This is a genomic window from Macrococcus psychrotolerans, assembly GCF_038095555.1.
Taxonomy (GTDB): Bacteria; Bacillota; Bacilli; order Staphylococcales; family Staphylococcaceae; genus Macrococcoides; species Macrococcoides psychrotolerans.
Genome location: NZ_CP124591.1, coordinates 712224 through 738460 on the forward strand (window position 1 = coordinate 712224; position 26237 = coordinate 738460).

Annotated in this window: 23 protein-coding genes and 2 pseudogenes; 20 read left to right on the forward strand and 5 right to left on the reverse strand. The window is 36.4% G+C overall.

Annotation, left to right across the window (positions count from 1 at the left end):
• Positions 1-19 precede the first annotated feature (19 nt).
• Positions 20-2167: a bifunctional glycosyltransferase/CDP-glycerol:glycerophosphate glycerophosphotransferase gene (locus tag QA539_RS03690; RefSeq protein WP_419895467.1), complete on the forward strand. Its 2148-nt coding sequence runs from the start codon at positions 20-22 to the stop codon at positions 2165-2167.
• Positions 2168-2535: 368 nt separating this feature from the next.
• Here QA539_RS03690 and QA539_RS03695 read toward each other — a convergent pair whose 3' ends face one another.
• Positions 2536-3600, reverse strand: coding sequence for an LCP family protein (locus tag QA539_RS03695; protein ID WP_419895468.1), 1065 nt, complete (start codon positions 3598-3600; stop codon positions 2536-2538).
• 295 nt (positions 3601-3895) lie between these two features.
• Here QA539_RS03695 and QA539_RS03700 point away from each other — a divergent pair, with 295 nt between their 5' ends.
• From QA539_RS03700 to QA539_RS03755, 12 genes are all read left to right on the forward strand, one after another.
• Positions 3896-5152 carry a nucleotide sugar dehydrogenase gene (locus QA539_RS03700; RefSeq protein WP_419895469.1) on the forward strand — a complete coding sequence of 419 codons (1257 nt, stop codon included), beginning with the start codon at positions 3896-3898 and terminating at the stop codon, positions 5150-5152.
• A 53-nt stretch (positions 5153-5205) separates the two neighbouring features.
• On the forward strand, positions 5206-6393 hold the full coding sequence (locus QA539_RS03705) for a glycosyltransferase family 4 protein (RefSeq protein ID WP_419895470.1): 1188 nt from the start codon (positions 5206-5208) through the stop codon (positions 6391-6393).
• A gap of 22 nt (positions 6394-6415) precedes the next feature.
• Positions 6416-7222, forward strand: a complete 807-nt coding sequence (locus QA539_RS03710; protein ID WP_419895471.1) for an ABC transporter permease — start codon at positions 6416-6418, stop codon at positions 7220-7222.
• 13 nt (positions 7223-7235) lie between these two features.
• The gene (locus tag QA539_RS03715; protein ID WP_219494350.1) at positions 7236-8369 is read left to right on the forward strand and encodes a glycosyltransferase family 4 protein; all 1134 of its coding nucleotides are present in this window, start codon (positions 7236-7238) and stop codon (positions 8367-8369) included.
• The gene (locus QA539_RS03720) at positions 8366-8725 is read left to right on the forward strand and encodes a hypothetical protein (RefSeq protein WP_101041764.1); all 360 of its coding nucleotides are present in this window, start codon (positions 8366-8368) and stop codon (positions 8723-8725) included. The genes QA539_RS03715 and QA539_RS03720 overlap by 4 nt, the downstream gene beginning before the upstream one ends.
• A 10-nt stretch (positions 8726-8735) precedes the next feature.
• Positions 8736-9374, forward strand: a complete 639-nt coding sequence (locus QA539_RS03725; protein WP_419895472.1) for a hypothetical protein — start codon at positions 8736-8738, stop codon at positions 9372-9374.
• A gap of 9 nt (positions 9375-9383) precedes the next feature.
• Complete coding sequence (locus QA539_RS03730; RefSeq protein ID WP_419895473.1) at positions 9384-11564, forward strand: hypothetical protein; 2181 nt, start codon at positions 9384-9386, stop codon at positions 11562-11564.
• Positions 11536-12489, forward strand: a complete 954-nt coding sequence (locus QA539_RS03735) for an ABC transporter ATP-binding protein (RefSeq protein WP_419895474.1) — start codon at positions 11536-11538, stop codon at positions 12487-12489. The genes QA539_RS03730 and QA539_RS03735 overlap by 29 nt, the downstream gene beginning before the upstream one ends.
• Before the next feature lie 2 nt (positions 12490-12491).
• Positions 12492-13661: a glycosyltransferase gene (locus tag QA539_RS03740; protein ID WP_419895475.1), complete on the forward strand. Its 1170-nt coding sequence runs from the start codon at positions 12492-12494 to the stop codon at positions 13659-13661.
• Entirely contained in the window at positions 13661-13864 is a 204-nt protein-coding gene (locus QA539_RS03745; RefSeq protein WP_101152469.1) for a hypothetical protein, read from the forward strand. The genes QA539_RS03740 and QA539_RS03745 overlap by 1 nt, the downstream gene beginning before the upstream one ends.
• Positions 13865-15985 (forward strand): glycosyltransferase, encoded by a 2121-nt coding sequence (locus tag QA539_RS03750; RefSeq protein ID WP_419895476.1) that lies wholly within the window; start codon positions 13865-13867, stop codon positions 15983-15985.
• 84 nt (positions 15986-16069) lie between these two features.
• Positions 16070-16462 carry a DegT/DnrJ/EryC1/StrS family aminotransferase gene (locus QA539_RS03755; RefSeq protein ID WP_419895590.1) on the forward strand — a complete coding sequence of 131 codons (393 nt, stop codon included), beginning with the start codon at positions 16070-16072 and terminating at the stop codon, positions 16460-16462.
• Between the two features lie 132 nt (positions 16463-16594).
• Here QA539_RS03755 and QA539_RS03760 read toward each other — a convergent pair whose 3' ends face one another.
• Positions 16595-18097 carry a glycosyltransferase gene (locus QA539_RS03760; RefSeq protein ID WP_419895477.1) on the reverse strand — a complete coding sequence of 501 codons (1503 nt, stop codon included), beginning with the start codon at positions 18095-18097 and terminating at the stop codon, positions 16595-16597.
• A 20-nt stretch (positions 18098-18117) separates the two neighbouring features.
• A complete protein-coding gene (locus tag QA539_RS03765; RefSeq protein ID WP_419895478.1) occupies positions 18118-19050 on the reverse strand; it encodes an NAD-dependent epimerase/dehydratase family protein in 933 nt (310 codons plus the stop codon).
• 199 nt (positions 19051-19249) lie between these two features.
• Between QA539_RS03765 and QA539_RS10940 the strand changes: the two are divergent.
• A pseudogene (locus QA539_RS10940) lies at positions 19250-19426 on the forward strand (IS30 family transposase); the annotation flags it as partial.
• Positions 19427-19433: 7 nt separating this feature from the next.
• Positions 19434-19601 (forward strand): annotated as a pseudogene (locus QA539_RS10945) (IS30 family transposase); the annotation flags it as partial.
• Between the two features lie 318 nt (positions 19602-19919).
• Here QA539_RS10945 and QA539_RS03775 read toward each other — a convergent pair.
• The gene (locus QA539_RS03775) at positions 19920-20330 is read right to left on the reverse strand and encodes an RrF2 family transcriptional regulator (protein ID WP_219494382.1); all 411 of its coding nucleotides are present in this window, start codon (positions 20328-20330) and stop codon (positions 19920-19922) included.
• Between the two features lie 142 nt (positions 20331-20472).
• Between QA539_RS03775 and QA539_RS03780 the strand changes: the two genes are divergently transcribed.
• Positions 20473-21615 carry a globin domain-containing protein gene (locus QA539_RS03780; RefSeq protein WP_419895479.1) on the forward strand — a complete coding sequence of 381 codons (1143 nt, stop codon included), beginning with the start codon at positions 20473-20475 and terminating at the stop codon, positions 21613-21615.
• 212 nt (positions 21616-21827) lie between these two features.
• Positions 21828-22718, forward strand: a complete 891-nt coding sequence (locus tag QA539_RS03785) for a nuclease-related domain-containing protein (RefSeq protein WP_419895480.1) — start codon at positions 21828-21830, stop codon at positions 22716-22718.
• Between the two features lie 180 nt (positions 22719-22898).
• Here the strand turns inward: QA539_RS03785 and folD are convergent, their stop codons facing one another.
• Positions 22899-23747, reverse strand: a complete 849-nt coding sequence (folD, locus tag QA539_RS03790; protein WP_419895481.1) for a bifunctional methylenetetrahydrofolate dehydrogenase/methenyltetrahydrofolate cyclohydrolase FolD — start codon at positions 23745-23747, stop codon at positions 22899-22901.
• 203 nt (positions 23748-23950) lie between these two features.
• On the opposite strand from folD, the gene purE reads away from it, so the two are divergent.
• Genes purE through purC form a run of 3 tightly spaced genes read left to right on the forward strand, consistent with a single transcriptional unit; the run spans position 23951 to position 26236 of the window.
• A complete protein-coding gene (gene purE, locus QA539_RS03795) occupies positions 23951-24433 on the forward strand; it encodes a 5-(carboxyamino)imidazole ribonucleotide mutase (protein WP_283721685.1) in 483 nt (160 codons plus the stop codon).
• A complete protein-coding gene (gene purK, locus QA539_RS03800) occupies positions 24420-25538 on the forward strand; it encodes a 5-(carboxyamino)imidazole ribonucleotide synthase (RefSeq protein ID WP_419895482.1) in 1119 nt (372 codons plus the stop codon). The genes purE and purK overlap by 14 nt, the downstream gene beginning before the upstream one ends.
• Entirely contained in the window at positions 25535-26236 is a 702-nt protein-coding gene (gene purC / locus QA539_RS03805) for a phosphoribosylaminoimidazolesuccinocarboxamide synthase (RefSeq protein ID WP_419895483.1), read from the forward strand. The genes purK and purC overlap by 4 nt, the downstream gene beginning before the upstream one ends.
• The last annotated feature ends 1 nt before the right edge of the window (position 26237 follow it).

Sequence of the window (26237 nt, forward strand, 5' to 3'; positions counted from 1 at the left end):
AATGAATAAGGAGAAAAGTATGAATAAAATATCAGTAATAATACCCTATTATAATTCTGAAGATTATATAGTTGATACTTTAAAGAGTCTTGAACAACAGGAATATAAAGATTTTGAAGTGATCTTGATTAATGACTACTCAAATGACCAGTCTGAGACATTGATTGAAAGCTGGATTAAAGACAAGAATTTAAATATTAAACATTTGTACAATGAAAAAAATATGGGCGTGGCCTATAGTAGAAATCGAGGTCTAGAACATGCTACAGGTGATTGGATCTATTTTTTAGACGCGGATGATACAATTTCTTCTTTTACTTTAAAGTATATGTATGAGCATACAGAAGGTTTAGATGGCGTAATCGCACCAATGAATAAGTTTACTGTAAAAAAAGTAGAACGCATCAGTGAAGTTGAATTAGAAACTGAAACCATGTCGAATGTAACGAATCCAAATGCATTTCTTAGAAGAAACACAGTTTGCGGCATATTATATAAAAAATCTATAATCGATGAACATCAAATTAAATTTAATGAAAAGCTGCGTCTATATAGTGATTATGCTTTTTCGGTTGAATATCAAAAACACGTTAATGCCTTCATTAAAATCAAGAATAATGGATTTTATTATAGAGGTGAGGTGTACGATCCATTTAACAAACCTAATCTCTCGAAAAGTGAATTTGATTTAATGTTCAATTATTACGTCAAAGGCTATTTTTATGCACGTACGGTGGCCGACGACATCCGAGTGAAACGTTTCCTTGATAAAAAAATGATGGGAAGAATTAAAAGATATTTTAATCCGGACTTACGCCAAATCGCACAAAGATATAAACAACATGCTAAAACTTTAAATAAAATATTCTATGTTATGGATAAAAAGAGTTACAAACAATCAGGATTATTAATGAAAAGAGAAATCAGGTTATTAAAAAGGAAACAGTATGCTAAAGCGTATGAATTAAATAAATTTAGAAAGCAATCAAGAATATACAGAAGATTACTACTGAATAAAAAGTCGCGTGCACGTTCATTATATGATCTGAATCTTCATAAGAAAGCAATCAATGATAAACAGATTGTATTTGAAAGCTTTGCAGGTAAGAGTTATTCAGATAGCCCGAAATATATTTATGAATATATGTATAAAAACTATCCGGATTATACTTATATCTGGGTATTAAATCATCCTGATAAATTTGACATCCCTGGACCAGCGAAGAAAGTTAAAAGACTTTCGAAAGAATTTTATGAGGCATATGCAACAAGTAAGTACTGGGTCGCAAATGCACGTATCCCACTTTATTTAATAAAAAAACCAGGTCAAGTTTATCTTCAAACATGGCACGGAACGCCTTTAAAGCGTCTAGGTAACGATATGAAAGTTGTTAGAATGCCAGGAACTACGACCCCGGCATATAAATATAATTTCAAGAAAGAGACTGACCGATGGGATTATTTAGTTTCACCGAATAAATATTCATCTGAAATCTTTAAAAGTGCGTTTTGGATGGACCAAGAACGTCTTCTTGAAACCGGATATCCAAGAAATGATATCTTGACAACCAAACAAAATGATCAATCATTTATTGATAATCTAAAACAGAAGATTGGTATACCTGAAGATAAAAATGTCATCATGTATGCACCCACATGGAGAGATGATGAATTTATTAAAAAAGGGAAATATAAATTTGAACTTAAAATAGATTTAGAAAATCTTCAAAATACAATAGGAAGAGATTCTGTAATTTTACTGAGAATGCACTATTTAATAGCAAGTGCACTTGATATCTCGGAATTCGAAGGCTTTGCCTATGATGTATCAAGCTACCCAGATATTTCAGAGTTATATTTAATTAGTGATTTATTAATAACAGATTATTCATCAGTATTCTTTGACTACAGTATATTAAAGCGACCAACGGTATTCTTTAGTTACGATATTGATAAGTATAAAGATGATTTACGAGGATTTTATTTAGATTACCACAAAGATTTACCTGGACCGATCTATACAGACGCGTACAGTTTAGCAATGGCATTGAAAGACATTGATGTGTTGGCGTTGAAATATTCAACTCAAATAGATAAATTTCACGAAAGATTTAATCAGTGGGAAGATGGCAATGCAAGTGAGAAATTAATTAAAAAAATATTGTAAAGTAATCGTCAGATTGAGTGATAAATTTATTGATTGTTGTATTATATAACGGAATAACTAAGTCACTCTTAAAAATGAAGAATGAAATTTATCTGAAAAAACTTTATAGAATAAATAAGGAGAACGTCTTTGCTGTATATCTTTGCCTATGAAAGGTGAATAGAAACCAAACGGTCATTGTGAAAGAAATATACTAACTTTAAATAGACATATTTTTAAAAGAATAGATGCCTTTCATTTATTCCTTCAGAAACTGGACTGTCTCAATATGATGAGTTTGAGTAGAAAAAAAGCAATATTCCTTCACTATATGGTGAAGGAATATTGCTCTTTTTATTTTACGCATGAATATATTTTTATTATATTCCTTAATAAGCGAACTCATTTGTTTGTGTTTCAATTGTTGGTGTTTCAATTGTTTGCTCTTCAATTGCTTGTGTTTCAATTGTTTGGGTTTCAATAGTAGGGTATTCATAAGTGTCATTTTCTAAAGGTTGCGTTTCTAAGCCCAGGTTCTCTAGATACGTATTCTGTATGTGATTCTTTTCCTCTAGATTAGGAATAAAGTACCATAGGTTGTCGTTAAGAAATTGACCGTATCCTGTTAATTGAAATCTTTCGACCGTATTTAATGATTCTGAATAATTGCTGATTAAAGTTTTCAGGTCATCAAATGTCACATCTGTTACGACGTTTCCTTCTATCGTTTTTAATAATGAATCAATTTTAGATACAGAACTCATACTAATCAGTTTATCTGCCAGCGCCTGAATCACTAATTGCTGGCGTTCTTGTCTTCCGAAATCTCCGCCTGCGCCTACTTGCTTCCTACTTCTAATGAAAGATAGTGCTTCTTTCCCATTAAGATGCGTCAGTTCGCCTTGTACGAAATCATGACCTTCATAGCTGAAGGTTGCATTACTTACGACGTCGATTCCTCCGACTGTATCGATCATTTCTTCTATGCCATCCATATTGATTGTGGCGTAGTAGTCAATTGGGACATTCATTAATTTTTCCACAGATTCTACTGCCATTTTAGCACCGCCATGATTATATGCGCGATTAATTTTTTCGTGTGTATTATGCCCGGCAATTTCACTGTATGTATCTCGAGGTATCGATACCATTACGCTTGTATTTTTCGTTGGGTTGATACTTATGATGATGATCGTATCTGAGCGTCCTGCATCTCCTGTAGCGAGTCTTGTTGTATTAGAGTCAACTCCGAACAGTGCGATTGAAATAGCATCATGATCTTTGATTGATACTTGTTCCTTGCGTAGGTCGGACTTTTCTCGGCTGATGTTTGTATGGATTACTTTAGCAGTTTTCTCTACCTTTGTGTTTAATGTTTGATAAGCAACTGCTGCAGTTGCAAGTAATCCTATTAAGATGATGATGAGTGTGATTATCCATATTCTTTTTTTCATAAGTCGCTCCTGTCATGTTGGTGATATCTTGTAATATATTAACATAAAATTAAATTCGTTGATATTAAATTTTTTTCTTTTACATTATGTTTACAATCAACATATTATATTAAAAAAGTATATAAATGAGCTGTTTATTAACTCAATATTAATAATTTATAACCAACGTAAAAATACAATGAAGATTTGTTTAATCCTCACTTTTCCGTATTTTCTTAAGCTATACTACCCATGAAGTAGATAAAAAATATTACTTAATTAAATATGAGTTTTCTTGAGAAAAGGATGGATTCATTTGAAACTTACAACAATCGGTCTAGGGTACATCGGATTACCAACATCAATTATGTTTGCGAAACATGGAGTTGATGTTGTTGGGGTAGATATTAAACAAGAAGCTGTAGATAAATTAAATAACGGCCAGATTCATATAGAAGAACCTGGGTTACAAGAAGCATTGGAGGAAGTGCTGGCCTCGGGTAAGTTCAAAGCTTCGACGACACCAGAGCAGGCAGATGCATATATCATTGCGGTACCGACACCAAATAACAGCGATGAACATAAATCATGTGATATCTCGATCGTGATGTCTGGTGTTGAAAGTATCGTCCCATTACTTAAGAAGGGGAATATAGTAATCATTGAGTCGACGATTGCACCGCGTACCATGGATGACCATGTGAAGCCTTATCTCGAGTCTGAAGGATTTATAATTGGTGAAGATATCTATCTTGTCCATTGTCCGGAACGTGTATTGCCGGGCAAGATCATGCATGAATTAGTATATAACAATCGCATTATCGGCGGAATCACCCCTGCTTGTGTTGAAGCGGGTAAGCATGTATATGGGACCTTCGTTAAAGGTGAAATGATTGAGACGCAGGCGAAGACCGCTGAGATGTCCAAATTAATGGAGAACACATATCGTGATGTAAATATCGCGCTAGCGAATGAACTCGCTAAAATCTGTAACAATCTAGAGATTAATGTTAATGATGTGATTGAGATGGCAAATAAACATCCTCGAGTTAATTTACATAAACCAGGTCCTGGTGTCGGTGGTCATTGTTTAGCGGTCGATCCGTATTTCATTATCGCAGAGGCCCCTGAGCAAGCGCTGTTGATCAAACTTGCACGTGACATCAATGTGTCTATGCCTGAATATGTTGTGCGCCGTACGAAGGACATCTTATCTAGGCTCGGCGGCAACAAAGTCACTGTATTTGGCTTGACGTATAAAGGGGATGTGGATGATATTCGTGAATCCCCTGCATTTGATATTTATGAAATGTTAACTGCATCTCAATATGAAGTTGTCGCATATGATCCTCATGTGAAGCAGGAGTTTGTTGAAAAAGATATGGGAACAGCGGTTAAAGACAGCGATTTAGTATTGATATTGAGTGATCATTCTGAATTTAAGCAGCTCACTGATGGTGATTTTGATGGAATGAGAAATAAATATATTCTTGATACTAAGAACGTTGTTAAGACTAAGGATGAATTTAAAGAAGTTAAATACTATAACTTCGGGAATTTATACAATTTATAACTACAACAACAGAATACGTTCGTATTCTGTTTGTTTTTTAATAAGGAGTTTCTATGAAAAGCATATTGCTCATCTCACAAAATTTCTATCCTGAAATCGGATCTGCAGCAAACCGTATGAAAAATATATTCAATCATCTCGTGGATCATGGGTATGATGTCTATATCTTAACGACGCAGCCCTCTTACCCGAACGAGAAGATGTATAAAGATGAAAAATACTGGAATGATGAACGGTTAAATAACGTACCTGATAATAGGGTGATCCGACTAGCGATGCGTCATGAAAAACAAAAGAAAAGTATGTCATCAAGGCTTTATTATTATATTGAATTTATGCTGAAAGTGCATTACTTCGTAAAGCATACGGAAAAATATTTCGATCTCATCTATGTTACAAGTCCTAATATATTTGCACCATGGGGGACATTATTTCTACAGCGTGACATCACTACAAACAAGACGATACTCGAAATTCGAGATTTATGGCCGGACAGTGTGTCTGCCCTCGATAAGATTAATATCGACGTATTTATGCCGATGTTAAGATTGATGGAAAAACGGATGTATAGAAATGCAAAGAAAATTGTAGTGAATAATATGTCGTTCATTCCACATATTCAGAAATATGTAAAAAATAAGGACTTTCTATTCCTGCCGAATGCGATTAACGATGAAGAACTTAACTTTCGACCGAAAAAAGCAACATTCAGCGTCGTATATACTGGAAATCTAGGCTTTGCACAGGATAACAAACAGCTAGAGGAGATCGCCGTAGCACTTAATAAGAATAAAATTCCATTTAATGCGATTGTCTATGGCATACATGCCAATGATTTCAGACGATTTGTAGATGAACAGCAACTCGAATATGTTAACGTGTTTGAAACACTGCCAAAGTCTGAATGTCTTTCATTTACGAGTGAACATCACGTGGCACTCTCCATTCTTAAGCAGTCTGAAGTATTTATGAACGTACTTCCCGGCAAGGTGATTGACGCGATATGCATGGAGGTGCCCGTTGTAACCAACTTAGGGGGCTTCACTCAAGCGCTGATACAGGATTATGAAGTGGGTATTAATATTGAATCCGCGTCAACTGAAAAACTGGTGGAAGCCATCTTAACATACAAAGATGATCCGTTCATGCTAAGGCGTCATACAGAGAACACAAAGAAAATTCGTTCTGAAGTTTTTAGATGGGAGACAAATATTCATAAACTAATGGATTTTATCAGTTAAATAAATTGAAGAGGCTGTAATTATGAAAATTATTATCGAATTGTTAAAAGAGCAGATACGCAACTTAAATCTTATTTGGAAGTTATCACGCTATAATCTTAAAAGTGAATATTCGAATCATTATCTTGGGGCATTCTGGAATATATTACAACCTCTTATGCAGGTCGTTATTTATTACATTGTCTTTGGGATGGGGTTAAGAGGGAATGCACATAGCGGAGATATGAATTATTTGCTCCATCTGATTACAGGATTATTTCCATGGATCTTTATTTCCCAGGCAATTAACGCAGGTTCTAATACGATACATGCACAGTTAGGTCTAGTAACTAAGATGAAATTCCCTTCTTCTGTACTATTGTCTATTTCATATGTCATTAACTTTATTAATTTGTTATTTACGACACTGATCATATTTTTAATTTCATACTTTAATCACTTTGTATCGTTTGGTCATTACTTTGAATTTCTGTATTTCATATTTGCATCCTATATGCTGATCTTTGCATTTAATCTTATTATGAGTACATTGGTCATTCTTATCAGAGATACGAAGCAGATGCTACAGAACGTGCTGCGTATGTGTTTCTTTGTTACACCGATATTCTGGGATGCAAATACGGTTTCACCTGTACTAAAGGTGATTACGATGCTCAATCCATTTGCTTATCTCATAGGAATATATCGCAATGCATTCATTGAAGGAGAAGGGATGCTCTATGGGAATATCACAGATCATCTTTATTTCTGGACGTTTACATTTTTATTGCTGTATATAGGCGGACATATTCATTATCGATTCAAGAATCGTTTAGTAGATTATTTATAAATTGAGGTGCAAAATGAAATATTTGTTAATTACAAACGCTTACCCAAGTGAAGATAAGATTTATTCGAATGCATTCATCCATAGAAGAGTAAAAGCATACCAGCAGGCAGGTCTGGATATTGAAGTTGTCGTTATGACGACGAAAGTAAGATTTGATGCTGTCTATGACGGGGTCACTGTAAAGTTTCTCGATGAATTCCAGCTCGCTGATTATGTCAATGGTCATCCGTTCCATAAGCTGCTGATTCATTTTATGAATCTGAAGATGTTCCAGGCATTAAAGATGATGCACACAGTACCTCCAGTAATTATATGGATGCATGGGTTTGAAGCCGAACCTTGGTTTTCAAGGTATTACAACTTCTTATCGAGCAAGCAGTCATTTTTAAATGTAATGGAAAGAAAAGATAGTTATTACGAAGAAGTTAAAGAGATGTTTCTTGCATTGATGGATAAGGATCTGTATGATGCGACGTTTATCTATGTCTCAAAAAGCTATAAAGAAAAATATGTCGATCCATATCTCGGGAAGGTACCTGATCAATATCATATTATCCATAACCCGATTAATGAGTCCCTATTTCCGTATCGTCAGAAAAAACCGGAAGATAGATTTAACATTTGCAATATCAGACCTTATACAGCTAAGAACTATGCGAACGATATTACAAGAGATGTCATTATCGGTTTAAGCAAGAAGAAATATTTTGATGAGCTGACTTTCGAACTGCATGGTGACGGACCTTTATTTGATGATATAACGAAACCGCTTCAAAAATTCAGTAATGTCAAATTAAATAAAGCATTTGTGCAACAACATGAGATTCATGAAATTCACGCAAGAAACGGCATCTACCTTGGACCTACTAGACATGATTCGCAAGGTGTATCGCTGTGTGAAGCGATGAGCAGCGGCCTTGTGCCTATCTCCAATGATATCGGTGCGATTAAGGAATTTATATTAGACAAGGAAACAGGGCTTGTTGCAGATAGGGATGATGTTGCAGGAATGATCGAGCGTATCGATTTTCTGGTGAACCATCCTGATGTGTTTCTGCGTCTCAGCCACAATGCAGCGCAAGCGATAAGGCGACTGACTGGAGAAGAAATGATAACGAAAAAAGAACTTGAGGTGATTGAACGATGACAAATGAAGTGAACTGGGAAGCGGCATATAATGATTTAAAGTCTCAGATTGAATTTATGATGGAAGATACGAGACAGTTACTGGTAGATAATCCTGTCAAACTAAAGATCAATAAGATTGTCGTAGATAAAGATGAGACGTTCTCTTCATTAATTGTCGACGCTTCTGGTGATACGATGATGTATGCATGCTATCTCTATCATCAAAGGTCAAAGAAAGAGCTGGTCAAGACAAAGTATCAATATAGCAACACGTTCGTATTTCAACTACCGAAAGGGAAGTACTTTGCACGTCTCTTCGTAAAAAATCGCATGACGGGTCAGAAAGAAATCGATACGATTTCATTTACTGTGTAAGGAGGATATTATGACTTACGAACTGATTACGCGCTATCCTAAAGCAAAGACAACACTCAAAGTAAGTGCAGGAATTGATGCAAGTATATTGAAGCATATCACTCAGCAAGTAGATGATATCGATATATTACTGTCTGAAAGTCTTCCTGTTGAAGAAGGTACAAGAGACCTCGGAGATTTAGTGCATGCAACTCATGCTAAGAGGTTAACGTTGCGCATTCCAGTCTCTTTGTTTGATACATGTAAAGACAGTATCAACATTGAATATGAATTAGCAGAGATAGGTAATAATGCTGTTCATGTGTTCATTACATATAATTTAAAAAATAGAACGTTATCATCTATCAATAGCAGCAACATGATCAAGTGGTATCAAATTCAGCAGTATGAAAATATGGAAGCGTATATAGAGGGAACGGTGAACCGCACGATATATAAAGAGATGAAACAGTACCGAAGTCAACTTGGATGGGCAAATGCTAAGATTGAACGCTATGAGTCAAAGGTTCAGGCAGGTATTCGTGAAGATGAAGCGGCGAAATATAATGAGTTAATGAATAAGTATAAAGAAACTTTAAAACGATTAAATAATCTGCGTAATTCAAGACTCGGTAAATTACAGATTAAATATTGGGATTTAAAAGGATAGGTGAAGAGATTGAACTATCAGCATGATGCAAAGCTAAGATATGATGATCTGATACGTGTACGAAAGAAAATCGGTACGATAATGGAAGGGCTGACGATCATTACTGAAGCACTGGACTATGGTCACATACAATCACACTTATCCTATATTGTTATCCCTCAGGATAAGGCGGTATATGATGAACTTATTCGCAATCATCAATACGACAATGTATTGGTACTATCACCTGCGAAACAACTTGATATTAAAGAAGTTCTGAAATATGTACGAACTTCACATCTAACGTTTGTAAAAGATATTAAAGATCTTATATGTTCTGATGAACCTGTACATTTCAGGTCGAACCATATCTATATTGCGCAACGCGTTATGAATAGCGAGTTGAACCATGTACTGAAAGATGAAGAGACAAAAGAAGATGAAGAGATAGCGCCTGCACAGATCGATACGGAAAAGCAAACGTCTAAAGTAGTTCATCCTAATGTCGTAAAGATTCATGTCGATATTGAAGCTCTAAACGACTATGAACTACAGGACGGTGCTGTAGAATACCCTATGAATCATCTGCTTACTAAGCTCTATGAGTTTTACGGGATTATCATACCTAAACAATTTCTAGAGACCCATCGTTTGAAAGTGTCAATTACCGATAACCGTTTCGAAGCTATCACGGAAATGATATGTCATCATGCGTTTGTGATTACACCGCTTGCTGACATTCAGTATGTTGCTGAAGTGCGCAACCTTCTACACACTAAAGACTTAGAGACGATGCCTTCTTTAAATTATCTTAACGAAGTCGCACTATATCGTAATACTACGAGTGTCAATTCATTTATTCAGCATGTGGCGGATATCTTGTTACTCAGAATTGGTAATAAGATTGATAAAGGTGAAACAAAGCTTGAGATAGAACTAGATAAACTGAAAGCATTTAAAACGATCAACCTTGAAATTCTGAATAAAGGGCGTGCAGAGGAGCTGGTCATCGCCTACTGCTTCCCGCCATACAATGATACTTCTGGCAATGTCATGGCAAAGCGTATCTATATGGAAGGGAATAAAGTAGATATTATCTCAAATAATATGGATAGGATCCGTAAGAAGGATTATTCATTGGAAGGCATTGCAAAAGGGCTGATCGATACAAAGTTTATCGTTGATGCCAAACAGGCATTCAGCAGCTATGAAAGTATCGAAACGTTTACGCATCTAGGCATGGAGATATTCAGCACATTCAAAGATAAATATAATAAACTATATAGCCGTGCAATGTTCCCGGCGTCCCATTTCCTGGCGTATGAGATTAAACTGAGTAAACCTGAGATATACTGGCGCGCAGAATTCTCTGATCCATTATTAACAGATGTAAAATCTGAGAAAAGATTTTCACCGATTAAGTCTAATGAATACATTGAACATTTAAGAGAGACGCTACCTGAAGCCTATCAGGCGTTAGTCGATGACAACGTATTTAATGTATGTGAAATCTTACCACTCGCCTATGCAGATGAACTTATATTCACGAATAAATTACAGCTAGAATACATTATCAAACGCTTTGACAGTGATATACAGGAATCGATTCGTAAGCGTGCAATCATTTCTGCACATCCGACGTTGCCACAGTCATTCTATCATATGGAGCAGGCGAACTATGAATATGATGAGGCACAGCTCAACTTTGCATACTTCGGTAATTTCTATGATACACGTGGATTCAGAGAAATCGAGTTAATGTGTAAATACTTGATTTTAGATGGAATTACAAACTTCAAGGTTAATGTCTTCACAAATATAAATGCGAAGACGAATGGATTCTATAACAACAGCGATTTTAAAGATTATATTAGATTGAATCCCTACTTAGATTACTTTGAGTTCTTAAATTTAACTGAACAGATGGATATTCTGATGATTTATGATGCGCATACAAAAGGGATTAAAGAAGTTAATCCATATTTGCCATCTAAGCTTAGTGATTATCTCGGAAGCTCGGCTTACACACTGGCATTTATCGAAGAAGATAGTATATTATCTGAACAAGTGAATGAAAAGCTGTACAAAGTAGATATGAACCATTTTTCTGCATACGGAGCAACTGTTCGTGAAATAAACACACACCTTAATAAAGCGTTAACATTGAAAGAGGAGGTGTCTTATGGAGGTAGTGAAAGTAAAGGTCAATAACGTATCTAAAGCATATCCGGTCAACCAGAGTAAAAGTCAGAAAATACTGGATATCCTTAAGTTCTGGCAGCATAAGACACATGACGATGTGTATTATGCGCTGAAAGATATCAGCTTCGAAGTGAATGCTGGGGACAGTGTTGGACTTGTTGGATTAAATGGTGCCGGTAAATCAACGCTCTCAAACCTCTTGGGAGAAGTCATCTCACCTACTGCGGGGACGATTGAAATAAACGGCAGAAGCTCACTGATCGCTATATCTGCAGGATTAAATAATGAATTATCAGGGGAAGAGAATATCCGTATGAAATGTCTGATGCATGGTCTGACTGAAGAACAGATTAATGACCGTTTTAATGATATCATCGACTTCTCTGAACTCGGAGACTTCATTAAGAAGCCGATTAAGACGTATTCCAGCGGGATGAAATCACGCCTTGGTTTTGCGATCGCTGTCCATACAGATCCAGACGTACTCATTGTGGATGAGGCACTGTCTGTAGGGGATGACACATTCTCTAATAAATGCATCGAACGTATGAAAGAGTTTCAAGAAGAAGGGAAGACCATCTTCTTTGTCAGTCATTCTATCGGTCAGATCCAGAAGATGTGCAATAAAGCGATATGGATTCATTACGGCAAAATTGAAGCGCAAGGAGACTGTATTCCGACAGTCGGTTTATATGGCAGGTTTATTAGAAAATACAATCAGTTTGATAAAGAACAGCAGCTTGCATATAAAGAAGAACAGCTTCAAAATCAGATAGGCTCGATCAATGAAATAGAAGTAAATAAAGAAAATGTATCTAAAAATACATTATTCGGTCTGATCGGTGTTACAGCATTATTTATATTCAGTATGCTGTCTCAATTAAATGTCATACCACTATCACATTATCTAAATATGTTAAAAGGGATGTTTTAACCGTGAAAAAGGTGACCATGTTTGTCTGGAACAACTTTACTAATGACGCAAGGGTGACAAGAGAAGCGAAGACACTTCAGTCACATTATGATGTCGCTGTCATCGCTAAACGTGAAAATAATGAACGTCATATCCCGCTTAAACAAAGTTATAAGGAAGGATATAATGCTGTACGCGAACATAAGACAGAACTACCGAAATTTATAGCGGATCACATTTATAATAACAAATTAAAGACCATACTTTTAAAGCACATGCCGAATGCTTTCTTGATGATGAAGATGATCCAGGAAGGCTACAGGCAAGATGCAGATATTTATCACAGCCATGATCTGAATACGTTAATTCAAGGAGTTGCCTGTGCAAAATTGAGAACAGATAAACGTATACTAATATTTGATGCTCATGAAGTGAATACTAGCCGTACAAACTATAAGGCAGGTCTAGTCGGGACAATAGAAAAGTTTCTGATTCGATTTACGGATCGTACAATAGTAGAGAATGAGACACGTGCGACCTATCATGAGTTACTCTATGGATATCGACCGATGTCGCTCTATAACTACTCGGAATACTATGATATAGACGAAGTTGAAGCAATAGACCTTCCTCTTAAGTATGATAAAACCTTTATTTATCAAGGCGGACTACAGGAAGGACGTGGTTTAGAACGACTGCTTCGTGCGTTCTGGCAGGCGGATATCCCTGCAAATCTACTGATGGTGGGGGACGGAAAGATTCGTCCTCAGCTTGAAGCATTAACACGCTCGCTCAACTTACAGGACAAGGTGACCTTTACCGGTCGTGTTCCTTATGAGTCGTTACGTTCGTATACAAAGATTGCATATGCAGGATTTCAGATTCTGGAAAATGTGAATTTCAATCATTATTCTGCATCGAGCAACAAACTGTATGAGTATATGATGGCCCATGTACCTGTAATTGCCACAAATCTTCCTGAAATAAAAAATGTAGTTGAAAAAGAAGGGATAGGGCTTATCATAAAGCATGATTCAGAAGAAGAACTTACAGCAGCTATTCGTAAGATGTTTGAAGATGAAGCAATGAGAGACCAGATGAAAGCGCAGATGAAGATCAGTAAAGAGCAGTATAACTGGGAGAAGGAAAAGCAGAAGCTGCTGAATCTATATCAAGATCTTGAGGTGGACTGATGACAGAACAAGAGAAGAAGATACTTGTGGAGAGTTTAAATAATGAAAGATATGCACTGAACCAGCTTAAATATAAGGACATGGAAATCGCACTGCTAAAGAAGAAGCTCAGTCTATATGAACATAGATGGCATAAACTAATGAATCTCCTACCTGTGAAAGTATTACGCAGTGCAATGCGCTATGTAAAGGGGCTGAAGTAAATGCGTATAAGAAAGAGAATTCAGGAGATCGACGCGCTGCTATCAAGAATTGAACAAAATGCACCTCTATCTATTGAAGATGCAGTAGAAGCAATTGAGCAGCCGATAAAGCATAAAGGCATATCCGTCATCGTCCCCTTATATAAGAGCCGAAAGTATTTGCACCAATTAGTAGAGAATATTAACACCTTCAAAACAACGACGTTTGAAGTGATCTTTGTGTTGAATGGAGATGAAGACTCTGTTGAGGAAGACAAAGAGACCTTGAATTCACTTACAAAAGAATTCAAGTATCACATCATTGAATCAGGTCATGGCGCATCAATCGCCCGCAATAAAGGAATTGAAATTGCTCAATATTCTCATACGCTCTTCCTGGATGCAGATGATACACTTCATCCACACACATTATTTGAGCTAAGTAAGCATCTCGATTTCTCAAATATTTCTGTATTTCATCTCTATAATGTTCATAATGAAGAGATTGAACAGGATAATATCATAGAAAAAGAAAAGAACCAGCTTAAAGGACAACTGACATCTGACTATATGAAACTGACTAAAATATTATCCATGAACGGCGCGAAGCTGATTCCGACACATTATTTAAAGACCATAAGGTTTGATGAAACACTGACATCAGGAGAAGATGTCGTACTGATGACGCACATCTTAGCACGCTTCAGACCGATCATCAATGTCATTGACAGTACAGTATGTGTCTATTATAGACATATGACCGAGCACTCGGTAAGCAGGCAGTCGATGAGCTATGCATTTAACGTTACAGATAGAATCAGTGTTATACAGACACTCGCACAGTTACTCGACGCGGAAGACGATACATCAATAAGACAGTTCATTATGAATCGCATGGATGCTCAGGCAGGATTTATCAATAGATATCTGCATCATGATGTGACAGCTTATCAGCAGGTGATTCAGGATTTACAGCGCATACATGCTGAATACCTTCCGTATCAAACTGTAAACAAAGGACTCGCACAGACACTATACATCGGATATTGCTTTGCACCGTATAATGATACAAGCGGTGTTATCCTGGGAAAACGTATCGCCGAACGCAAAGTACCTGCTGATGTGATCTCCAATAATATGAGCGATGTGAGAACAACAGATTACACATTAAACGAACTATCAGACCCATATATCGCGAAACATTATGGCATTAACAGTAAATCCTCATTCAGTAACTATCAGCTGATGAATGTATTCGTGCAGCAAGGCACCAAGAAGCTAAAGAACAATACATATAAAGAAATCTATTCCAGAGTACTCTGGCCGGCGAGTCATCTATTAGCATGGAAACTAAAGACAAATAATACAAAATGGATTGCTGAGTTCTCTGACCCTGTACTATATGATATTAAGAATAAAGAGCGACACAGTAAAGTGCCATTTACCTATGTCAATAAAATAAAAAGACAGGCACCAGAAGAATATCATCCATACATCGATGATAACCTGTACAATATCGTAGAACTGCTCCCCTTTATATTTGCAGATGAAATCGTATTTACAAATAATAAACAGAGAACACAGATGATAAAGAGATTTACAGAAGACATACAGCAGGCAATTATCAAGAAATCAGTCATCACTCCACATCCAACACTGGATGCACAGTACTATGAGAAACAACGTGCACTGATCACAGTCGATAAAGCAACGTTCAATATCGGTTATTTCGGTAATTTCTATGAAACGCGTGGCCTTAAAGAAATTCAGGAACTGATAGATCATCCAGAACTTATTGAAGCACTCAATCCATCAAACTTACCATTAGAATTTCACATCTTTACAAGTAGTCCTATCAGTGTCAGACAGATGGTTAGTCTCTATGAAATGACTCAAGTAAATGTACATGAAGCATTGCCATACTTTGAATTTCTAAATGCGACGAAGCAATTCGATGCGCTTATTGTTATGGATGCACACACGAAGGGGATTAAAGAAGAGAATCCATATTTGCCGAGTAAGTTAAGTGATTATAAGGGAAGTGGCGTTCCTGTAATTGCATACTGTGAAGAGGGAAGTCCGATGGATGAGATGGAAACAATTCAAGGGATTAAGATTAGAATTAAAGAAGATGATGTGTAATGCGTCATCTTTTTTTGTGAATCTAAATTGAATTCTTTTAAATATTAACAATGGTTTGTTGGTTTTTATATAAAAATAAATGATATCGGTCGTGGTCAGATGGAAGTGCTTAATGATCGTGTAGCGAAGAAACGTGAAATTGTTGACCGCTATGTTGAGGGTCTTAAAGGAATCGACGGAATTTATTTCATGAAAGAACTAGAAGATAGCTTTAGTAACAGATGGTTATCTACGATGATTGTTGATAGTGAGAAAGTCGGCAAAACATCTGTTGAAATTATTGAACGTTTAGCCGGATTTAATACTGAAGCACGTCCAGTGTGGAAACCAATGCACTTACAGCCGTTATTTGAAGGTAAAGAATTTATTCAGGATGAGCATCAGGATGTTTCGAAATTCTTATTTGAGAATGGAATATGCTTGCCATCAGATACGAAGATGACTGAAGCAATTCAAGATACTGTGTCATTGATATGATTAAGACCTTTATAAATAGCTAATATAATGTCACCCCTCGATATATATCAGGGGTGATTTGATATAGGCAATAAAAAAATCACAAATCTTAACATTTCAAGATTCGTGATTTTTCCCAAAAGACTGTAGTGGTTATGATGTAACAGCTTTTATTAGAGAATCAAAATTATTAATTGCAGCTTGATAAGTAATGCCTTCTTTTGTTTTGACATTTTCTAATGGATTTTCGCTTATTGAAATCATTGCTTCTGCAAATTGCTCAATATTGTTAGGTTCAATTAAGTAACCATTTTCTCCATTCACTATAATTTCTCTTGGTCCATATCTGATATCATAGGCGATTACAGGACAACCTTCATTTATACTTTCCATGATACTTAATGGAAAACCTTCAAATTTACTAGTTAAAAGAGAAGCTTTAGATTCTCGGAAAACTTGAGCTGGATTATTGGTAAATTCTTGAATAGTAACTTCGTTTTTTAAATTATATTTCTCTATTAGATTCTCAATTTTTGTACGTTCTGCTCCTTTAACACCACCATATAAAACTAATTTAGTTTTATATCCTTTTTCTTTATATAGTTTATAGCTTTCTATTATATGAGATATTTGTTTTTCTTCGCTAAATCGTCCCATAAATACAAATTGATCTTTTTTGTCATTAATAATATCTTTAGGAGCATTTATGAAATGAGGAATTACTTTGAATTTTTCATCTGGTATATTGAAATCATTCTGAATATCTTCTTTTTGATGATTGGTAAGCACATAATATTTAGCTATTTTATCAGGATTATTAAGTGCGAGTTTATATGATCCTTTGATTTTTTCTCCTTCAAAATGCGAGCTATGGAAAACTAATATAGGTTTTATCTTTTTAGTAGAATTTATCAACGATTTGTCTAATAATCTTGCATCGTTAAAAATAATATCTTGATCTGAAAAATTAAAATCAAAAAAGTATGTGAATAACTCTTTTTCATTATTAAAACTTTCAACTAAAGTGCCATTAGAATAAATAAAGATACCAATTAATTTATTGTCATTTGTTTCTTCGTAATACTTTTTACAATATGGTTGCTCTTTTAAATCATAGAAAAATTCTGCTAATTTTTTATTTAATTTTCTTGAATAATTAGTTATTCTATGTAAATATCCTTCTTCGTTATATTCCCAACGCTCAACTTTATGTTTTACTCCTTGGACAAAATAATCTTCAAATTTAACTATATTTGAGTCGGAATAAAATTTTCTATACAACAGATATTTCCCTGTATCTTTATCATAATATCTTTCACAATTATTATCTGAATCTTTTTCTATGATATAATTTGATATTTTTATATTTTGTATTTTATTATTACTTTTGTTTATAAAAAGAAATGATTTGGATGGTTTTGTAAGCAATTGAAAGCCAGATAACCAGTCATAGAGATTAATGATTTTTATATTCTCTTTTAAAATTTTTTTATCATAAAAAATTTTATAAACAGAGTTATAATTCGGATTATAATTTGTAGTTAATATTGTTTGTTCAAAATCAAATTCATCATCTAAAAAATTAATCCTATTTAATAAAGATTTAGTTCGTCCACCATGTACTGGAGGTAATGTTGAAGCTACTGTATATATCATAATATTATCCCTCATTCACATTATTTTTTATTGTATCTTAAGTACTCTCTTATACCTTCATTTATTGTATATCTAGGAGAATACCCTATCTTTTCTAATTTTGTTATATCCGCATAAGAATACTTTATATCTCCTTTTCTTTCATCTTTATATTCATAAGGTATTGAATAATTATAATATTCTTGAAATACATCAAAAACTTCATTTAATGCAGTTTGTCTTCCAGTACCTACATTAAAAATCTCTCCATTGACTTCATCACTATTTAAAACTAACCAAAAAGCTTGGATTAAGTCATCTATATATACAAAGTCTCTAGTTTGTTCACCATCTCCGAAAAATGTAAACTTTTCTTTTTCTGAAAATTTTTGATTAAGTATGGATAGTACTCCAGAGTAATCTGATTTAGGATTCTGTCTAGGACCATATATATTAAAAAATCTTAATGATACAGTAGGTATATTATATAAATCATGATAAATTTTTGTATATTGCTCACTGGCATATTTTTGAATGGCATAAGGTGATAATGTATTAATTTGTGAATCAACAGATTTCGGCAATCCGTCTAATTTTCCATAAACTGCTGCTGAAGAAGCAAAAACAAATTTTTTAATATTAGAATTATATTCTTTAATAAGATTCAACAAGTTAATTGAAGCATCTATATTAATTCGATTAGACTGAAGAGGTTTTTCTATTGTCTCAACTACACTCACCATAGCAGCTAAATGTATTACAAATGTAAACTCATGTTTTTGAAAAATACTTTCGATATAGTCGTAATCACTTATATCTTTAATGTATATATTTGTTTGCGGAACAAACGGAATATTCTCTAAGCTGCCTGTTGATAAGTTATCTATAATATGAACATCAATATTATTATCTATTAATTTCCTCGCTATATGAGATCCTATAAAGCCTGCGCCACCTGTAATTAATGCTTTCATTGTAATCCTCCATTTTAGATTTTTTAAGTTTAGTAAAAAAATATTATATTAACAATCAATATTTATAGGAGCAAAGCAGCTATATAACTTTTTATTAAAAAGGCGTCGATTGTAAAACAAAGTTAGTCAACTAAAATAGCCGTCTGTGCTAAATTCAATATGTATTTCCGATAAAAGAAAAATAAGGAGTTAGTACAGAATGTCCTATAAACATTTTAACACGGATGAACTCACGTTCATAGAATCATATTACCAAGAGTATAAGCAAAGAAAATCAAATTGTGGCAGACATAGAATAGTACTTCCAGAAAATCAGTCAGCTTATATTCGAGAAAAAGTAGCCGATGGCTGGACACCTGACACCATTATTGGCAGAGATGATCACTCCATCGCAACGAGGATTGAATGAACATTTTAACAGTATACATAGACGCAGTGGATTAGATAAAGAACTAGACTTCATTTTAGTCCCTGATGGGCATATCATTAGTGTTGCTCAACGTATTAATTATCGTCCCAGAAAATCGCTGGGCTATAAAACATCATTGTAAGTATTTATGAGTTTAATCGAAGATGAGAAATTGTCTAACTTATTATGACAAACGAAATATTATAAAAAATGCTATCAATAATAATTTTAAACTTGAAGAAATTTACAAAAATAAATGAATTTACTGATAATAATAATACACAAAGAATTGTAGATGAGCTGGCTGTGTTAAATATCATATAGCATTTTTAGTGTCACCCCTCGATATATATCAGGGGTGATTTTTTTGCGTTTTCTGATGAAGCTGATGATTTCATTCTTCGTCATGCTGTTACTATTCTTTGTATTATAAAAGGACTTTGGATTATCCAAAGTCCTTTTATAACGCGATTTTTCTAAACAATATATCCTGCAGCGTATACTTATCTAGTACTGATAGATATGCATTCAATGCTTCACCGAGTACACCTTGCAGCCCACATATCCCTGCAATCGGGCATGTGTTTGTCTCACGATCAAAACATTCGACTAAGTTGAAATGTTCCTCGGTCTTTCTTATTAAAGCACCGATATTAATTTCTTCAGGTGCCATCTTGATGCGTATGCCGCCACCGCGTCCGCGCGTCGTTTCAATATAACCGAGCGTAGCGAGGTTATTCACAACCTTCGTCAGGTGATTCTTAGAAATCCCGTAAAAATTTGCAATTTCATCTATTTGAACACGGTGCTCTTGACGTGCGATATACATCAGGACACGTAATGAGTAATCTGAGTAAAGTGTTAGTTTCATGGTCATCTCTCCTTATCATCCATATTATAGCATTAGAACGTGAATTTTTTGTTCATATATTATATAAATGATTGTAATTTGTGTGGATGAGGTGTATATTAAAGATGTATTTATAATGTATCTTTAAAGAGGGGGAGTTAATGTGTTAACAGAAGAAACTAAGAATATTATCAAGGCGACGATTCCGGTACTAGAGGAGCATGGTACGGAGATTACTTCAGCATTCTATCAGCATATGTTTGAAGCGCATCCTGAGTTACTCAATGTCTTCAATAAGACGAACCAGAAGTTAGGGCGTCAGCAGACAGCATTAGCACAGACAGTTATCGCTGCGGCGAAGCATATTGATCGTCTGGAGGCGATTGTTCCGAATGTCAACCAAATCGCGCATAAGCACAGAGCGCTAGAGATTAAACCGGAGCATTATCCGATTGTGGGTGAGAATTTGATCTGGGCGATTCAGCATGTACTAGGTGATGCGGCAACACCTGAGATTGTGGAGGCCTGGACAGAGACATATGGAGTGATTGCTGATGTATTTATTCAGATGGAGGCAGCACTGTATGATGAAGCGGACTGGCAAGGATTTGTACCGTTCAAGGTTGTAGCGGTTAAGGAGGAGTCTCCTGAAATTAAGTCATTCACGGTGCAGAGTGATGCGGTTCAATTGAAACCTGTGAAAGCGGGTCAGTATATTACGGTGAAGGTGCATCCTGAAGATGAAACAAATGATGCATTACGTCATTATTCAATCTGTTCTGTTAATACATCTCGTGGACTTAAGTTTGCGGTTAAGCGTGACGTTGCAGGTGAAGAGAGAGGGATGGTCTCTAACTATCTACATGATCATGTGAAAGTAGGAGATGAGATTCTGTTATCTGCGCCGGCGGGTGAGTTCCTAGTTGATACTGATAATAAGGACCTCGTATTTATAAGTGGAGGCGTAGGTATGACGCCACTCATGAGTATGTTAGAGGATGAGGTGGATAAACGCAGCATTAAATTTATTCATTCAGCTTATAACCGTGATGCTGTTCCATTTAAAGATGAGATTACGAAGCTTCATAATAACAGCAATGTTGCGTTCTACTTTAACTATTCAGAAAGTGCGGGGCGCTTAACGAAAGAGAAGCTATCACGAATTATGAACGGTAACGAAGAAATCTATATGTGTGGTTCCGTTGGATTTATGGAAGGCATGCTTGAGATCTTCAGTGATATGGGCATCGATAGAAGCCGCGTACACTTCGAGCCATTTGGTCCGAAGATGAGTATTACAGTATAGTATCTGGTTAATAGAGCTATTAAAGCACAGCGCTAGCTGTGCTTTTTTTATTATGATATTTTAATTTCTGCATGAATTTTAAGCAGTTTTTTAATGATTTCTTGAAATTTTTTAATTTCTGCTTTATTTAAGGTTATTTTGATGTGCAGTTTTTGAAAAATAGGTTTTTGACAGATTTGGTGGTTACGGGTATGTTTTTTGTGAGGTGACATATGATAGCGAAATTTCATGAAACAAATGATAAATTATTGCTGCTGTACGAGTTATATGGTCGATTAGATTTATCTAAATCAGATTATGATTTATTGAGGCGTTATTTGTCTGGACTTGAAGGTGAACGCAAATTTCTGGATGTTATGGGTGAAATCGATGGTGTTGTGATCCTCTGGGATATTTATCTGGAGGACTATAGTGCGCAGTTTGATTTTTTAGTGTTAGCTGGACAGTATGTGTTCCATTTTGACGTTAAGCATTATAGTGGGGTTTATGCGTATAGGGATGGGTTGTTTAAAAGTGCGAATGGTCGTGTGAATAAGCGTTTGATGATGCAGCTTACTGCTAGTGAAGCAGGGCTAAAGCAGTTTTTACTGAAGTACGGCTTTCATTACAAAGTGACAAGTCGTGTTGTATTTATGAACGAATCGTTTCAATTAATCGGGGATACAGATAAATATATTTTGTTTTATTATGATATTGGACGTGTCGTGGACTATTTAAAGGGAAACGCCGGCATCTGTGAGGATATGATGAGGCTGAGTGAGACGCTGATCGCCCATCACGGGGATGAGTCCAAGTTTTATAATACTGATGATTATGATATGGATGATATAAAGCGAGGTATACGATGTCCGAAGTGTCGTCGTGTTGGTATGATTCGAGATGTTAAGGGTCATAAGTATCAATGTCGATGCGGGCATAGGGTGAGTAATCGTGAAGCGGTCGATATCGTGTACCGTATGTTAGAACTGTTTCGCGTGGATAAGATTCGTAAATGTGATCTGAATCGTCATCTAGAAATGCCGAACCGTACATTACAGAGAATTTTGAGCAAACATTATATAAAAAAAGGGATTAATCGAGGTATTTACTATGAAAAGAAGTAAAAATGGCACTGAAAATGGCGCTGAAAAATGATTTGAGTGCCATTTTCAGCGCCAAATCAGGTTATTTAAGAAATATTGGCACTCAAAAATGTACCAAAATAATAGCATATTAAATATTGGCCCGATAATGTACCTGCACGCACAAAAAAGACACCCAACTTCAGTTGAGTGTCTCACCTATTATTTCTGCGCACGTTTCGCTGCAAGTAATGTATTATTTAATACCATTGTAATCGTTAAAGGTCCTACGCCACCTGGTACGGGCGTGATTGCGCCTGCAACTTCAGAAACTTCATCATATACAACGTCCCCTGTTAACTTTCCGTCAACGACTGTATTTCCTACATCTACAATCACTGCGCCTTCTTTCACGACATCCTTCGTCACTAATCCTGGTTTACCTACAGCAGATACGATAACATCAGAGCGTTTTAATACTGCATCCATATCTTTACTGCGAGAGTGCAGTAATGTTACCGTTGCATTCGCATCTGTTAGCAGTTTCGCAACGGGTTGTCCTACGATATGGCTTCTCCCGATGACCGCAACATCCTTTCCTTCCAGGTCTATATCTGCATGCTTTAAGATTTCCATGATGCCCAGTGGTGTACAAGGGATATATGTTTCAACCCCTGCATAGAGTCGGCCGATGTTGATCGGATTGAAGCCGTCAACGTCTTTTTCTGGTGCAATCTTCTCAAGCACTTTCGTTTCATCGATTTGTTTCGGTAGTGGGACTTGAACAAGGATTCCATGTACATCGTCATCCTTGTTCAACTTGTCGATTTCTTCTAATAACGCCACTTCAGTCGTACTTTCATCAAGATGGATGATACTTGAGCTCATACCGATCTTCTCAGCAGATTTCTTCTTATTGTTCACGTAGCTCTGGCTTGCACCGTCATTTCCTACGAGGATCACAGTTAGATTTGGCGTAACCCCTTGTGCCTTTAACTGTTCGACTTCCTGTGCAAGGTTCGCACGATAATCCGCTGCAATTTTCTTTCCGTCTAATACTTTTGCTGACATTCCAGTTCCCTCCATTTATTCGAACATTTAATATTATTATAGCAGTAAACAATCTAAAAATACGAACAAAAAAATAAAAATTAATAAAAAAAACAATAATTGTTCGTTTTTACGTTGAAATCTGTATCTGTCATTGTTATGCTATATAAGTAATATACACATAAATGAAGACGGTTTTCAAATAATTATAAAGGGTGATAGTTGTGACAGTAGCAGTAATAATGGGGTCTTCTTCTGACTGGGAGACGATGAAAGAAGCGGTTACAATGCTTGAAGCTTTCGGCATCGACTACGAGGCGAGTGTTGTATCTGCGCATCGTACACCGCTCGCGATGATTGATTTTGCGAAGTCTGCTCGTAGTAAGGGCATTGAGATTATTATCGCGGGTGCTGGTGGTGCGGCGCACTTACCGGGAATGGTCGCTTCGATGACGACACTTCCGGTGATCGGTGTACCGATTGAATCGAAGGCTTTGAAGGGAATGGATTCCTTATTATCAATTGTACAGATGCCTGGTGGAATTCCGGTAGCCACGACTGCTATCGGTAAGGCGGGTGCTAAGAATGCCGGTATACTTGCTGCACGTATGCTCAGTCTGAAAGATACTGCTTTAGTAGCACAGCTGGATGATTATGAAGCATCTTTAGTCAAGAAGGTGGAGGCGATGCAGCATGACCTTAAATAAATTTGCGCTCGGTGACACGATTGGTATCATCGGCGGGGGTCAGCTAGGTAAGATGATGGCACAGTCTGCACAGCGTATGGGATTTAAAGTTGCTGTGCTTGATCCTGATGAGCGCTGTCCTGCACGCTTCGTGGCACATCATTTCGTGCATGCACCGTACAATGATATTGCAGGGTTGAAAACGTTAAGCCGCTATAGCGACGTCATCACATATGAATTTGAGAATATTAATGCAGAGGCACTAGAAGTCATTGCGAAAGAAAATCATGTACCTCAAGGTTTTGAGACGGTAAACATACTGCAGAATCGTCTCAGTGAGAAGGAAGCCATCGCAAGAAGTGGCGCTACGGTTGTTCCATATAAGCGTATCGAAGGTCCAGCGGATGTCGATGATGCTGTGCGTGAAATCGGTCTGCCACTCGTACTGAAGACTGTGTTCGGCGGTTATGATGGGAAAGGACAGCTTGTTGTAGCGGAGAAAGCACAGCTAGAAGAAGCATATAACATGGCTGATGGTACTATTCTCGTTGCAGAGAAGCGTATTGCGCTGGACCGTGAGATATCGATTACAGCGTCACGTAATCTTCAGGGAGAGGTCGTCTACTTCCCTGTACAGGAGAATGTCCATCGTAACCAGATCCTGTTCAGTACGATGGTGAAGCATGCGCATGAGTATACAGAAGCTGCGATTGCTGAAGTGGAGAAGATCATTCATAAGATTCATTTCGTGGGTACGTTTACTGTGGAATTCTTTATTGATAAAGAGGGTAAGCTCTATGTCAACGAGATCGCACCGCGTCCTCATAACTCCGGACATTACTCTATTGAAGCGTGTGATTATTCGCAATTTGATACGCATATTCTGTCGGTGCTTGGCTACAGGTTACCGAAGCAAATCAAGCTCCACAGTTCTGCTGTGATGTATAATCTGCTCGGCCAGGATCTAGACTTGATGGAACATCTCTTCCCAGAACATCCAGAATGGCATGTCCATGTATATGGTAAAGAGGCAAGGAAAGAAAATAGGAAGATGGGACATATTACCCTATTGTTAGGCGATGATACGGATACTTATTATCCTATATATAAGGAGCTGATGAAATGACTTTAGTTTATGAAGGAAAAGCAAAGCGTGTATACAGTACGGATGAGGACCATGTGTTCCGCATCGAATATAAAGATGAAGTAACAGCGGGGAACGGTGCAAAGAAAGATAGTATGGCTGGTAAAGGTCGGCTGAACAACTTGATTACAAGCTATTTCTTCGAGCGCCTTGCACAAGAAGGGCTGGAGTCTCACTTTATCAAGAAGTTAAGCGACACTGAACAGCTGGTTAAAGCAGTTACGATTATTCCGCTTGAAGTTGTTGTCAGAAACTATGCTGCAGGTTCAATTGTTAGGCGTCTCGGCTTTGATAAAGGCACGCAGTTCAAATCACCGCTTGTTGAGTTCTATTATAAGGAAGATGCACTGAATGATCCGATTATTACAGATGACCATGTGAAGTTACTGGGTATCGCAGATGATCAAGACATCGCTGAACTGAAACGTCAGGCGTTAATCATCAATGACATGCTCGTTAAGATGATGGATGAGATGAACTTACAGCTCATTGATTTCAAGATTGAGTTTGGTAAGGATCAGGACGGTAACATCCTGCTTGCAGACGAAATTTCACCGGATACTTGCCGCATCTGGGATAAGGACACGAAAGAAAACTTTGATAAAGACGTATACAGAGAAGACACAGGTTCACTGATTGATACTTATACTCAATTCTATAATAAACTGGAGGCGTTATAAA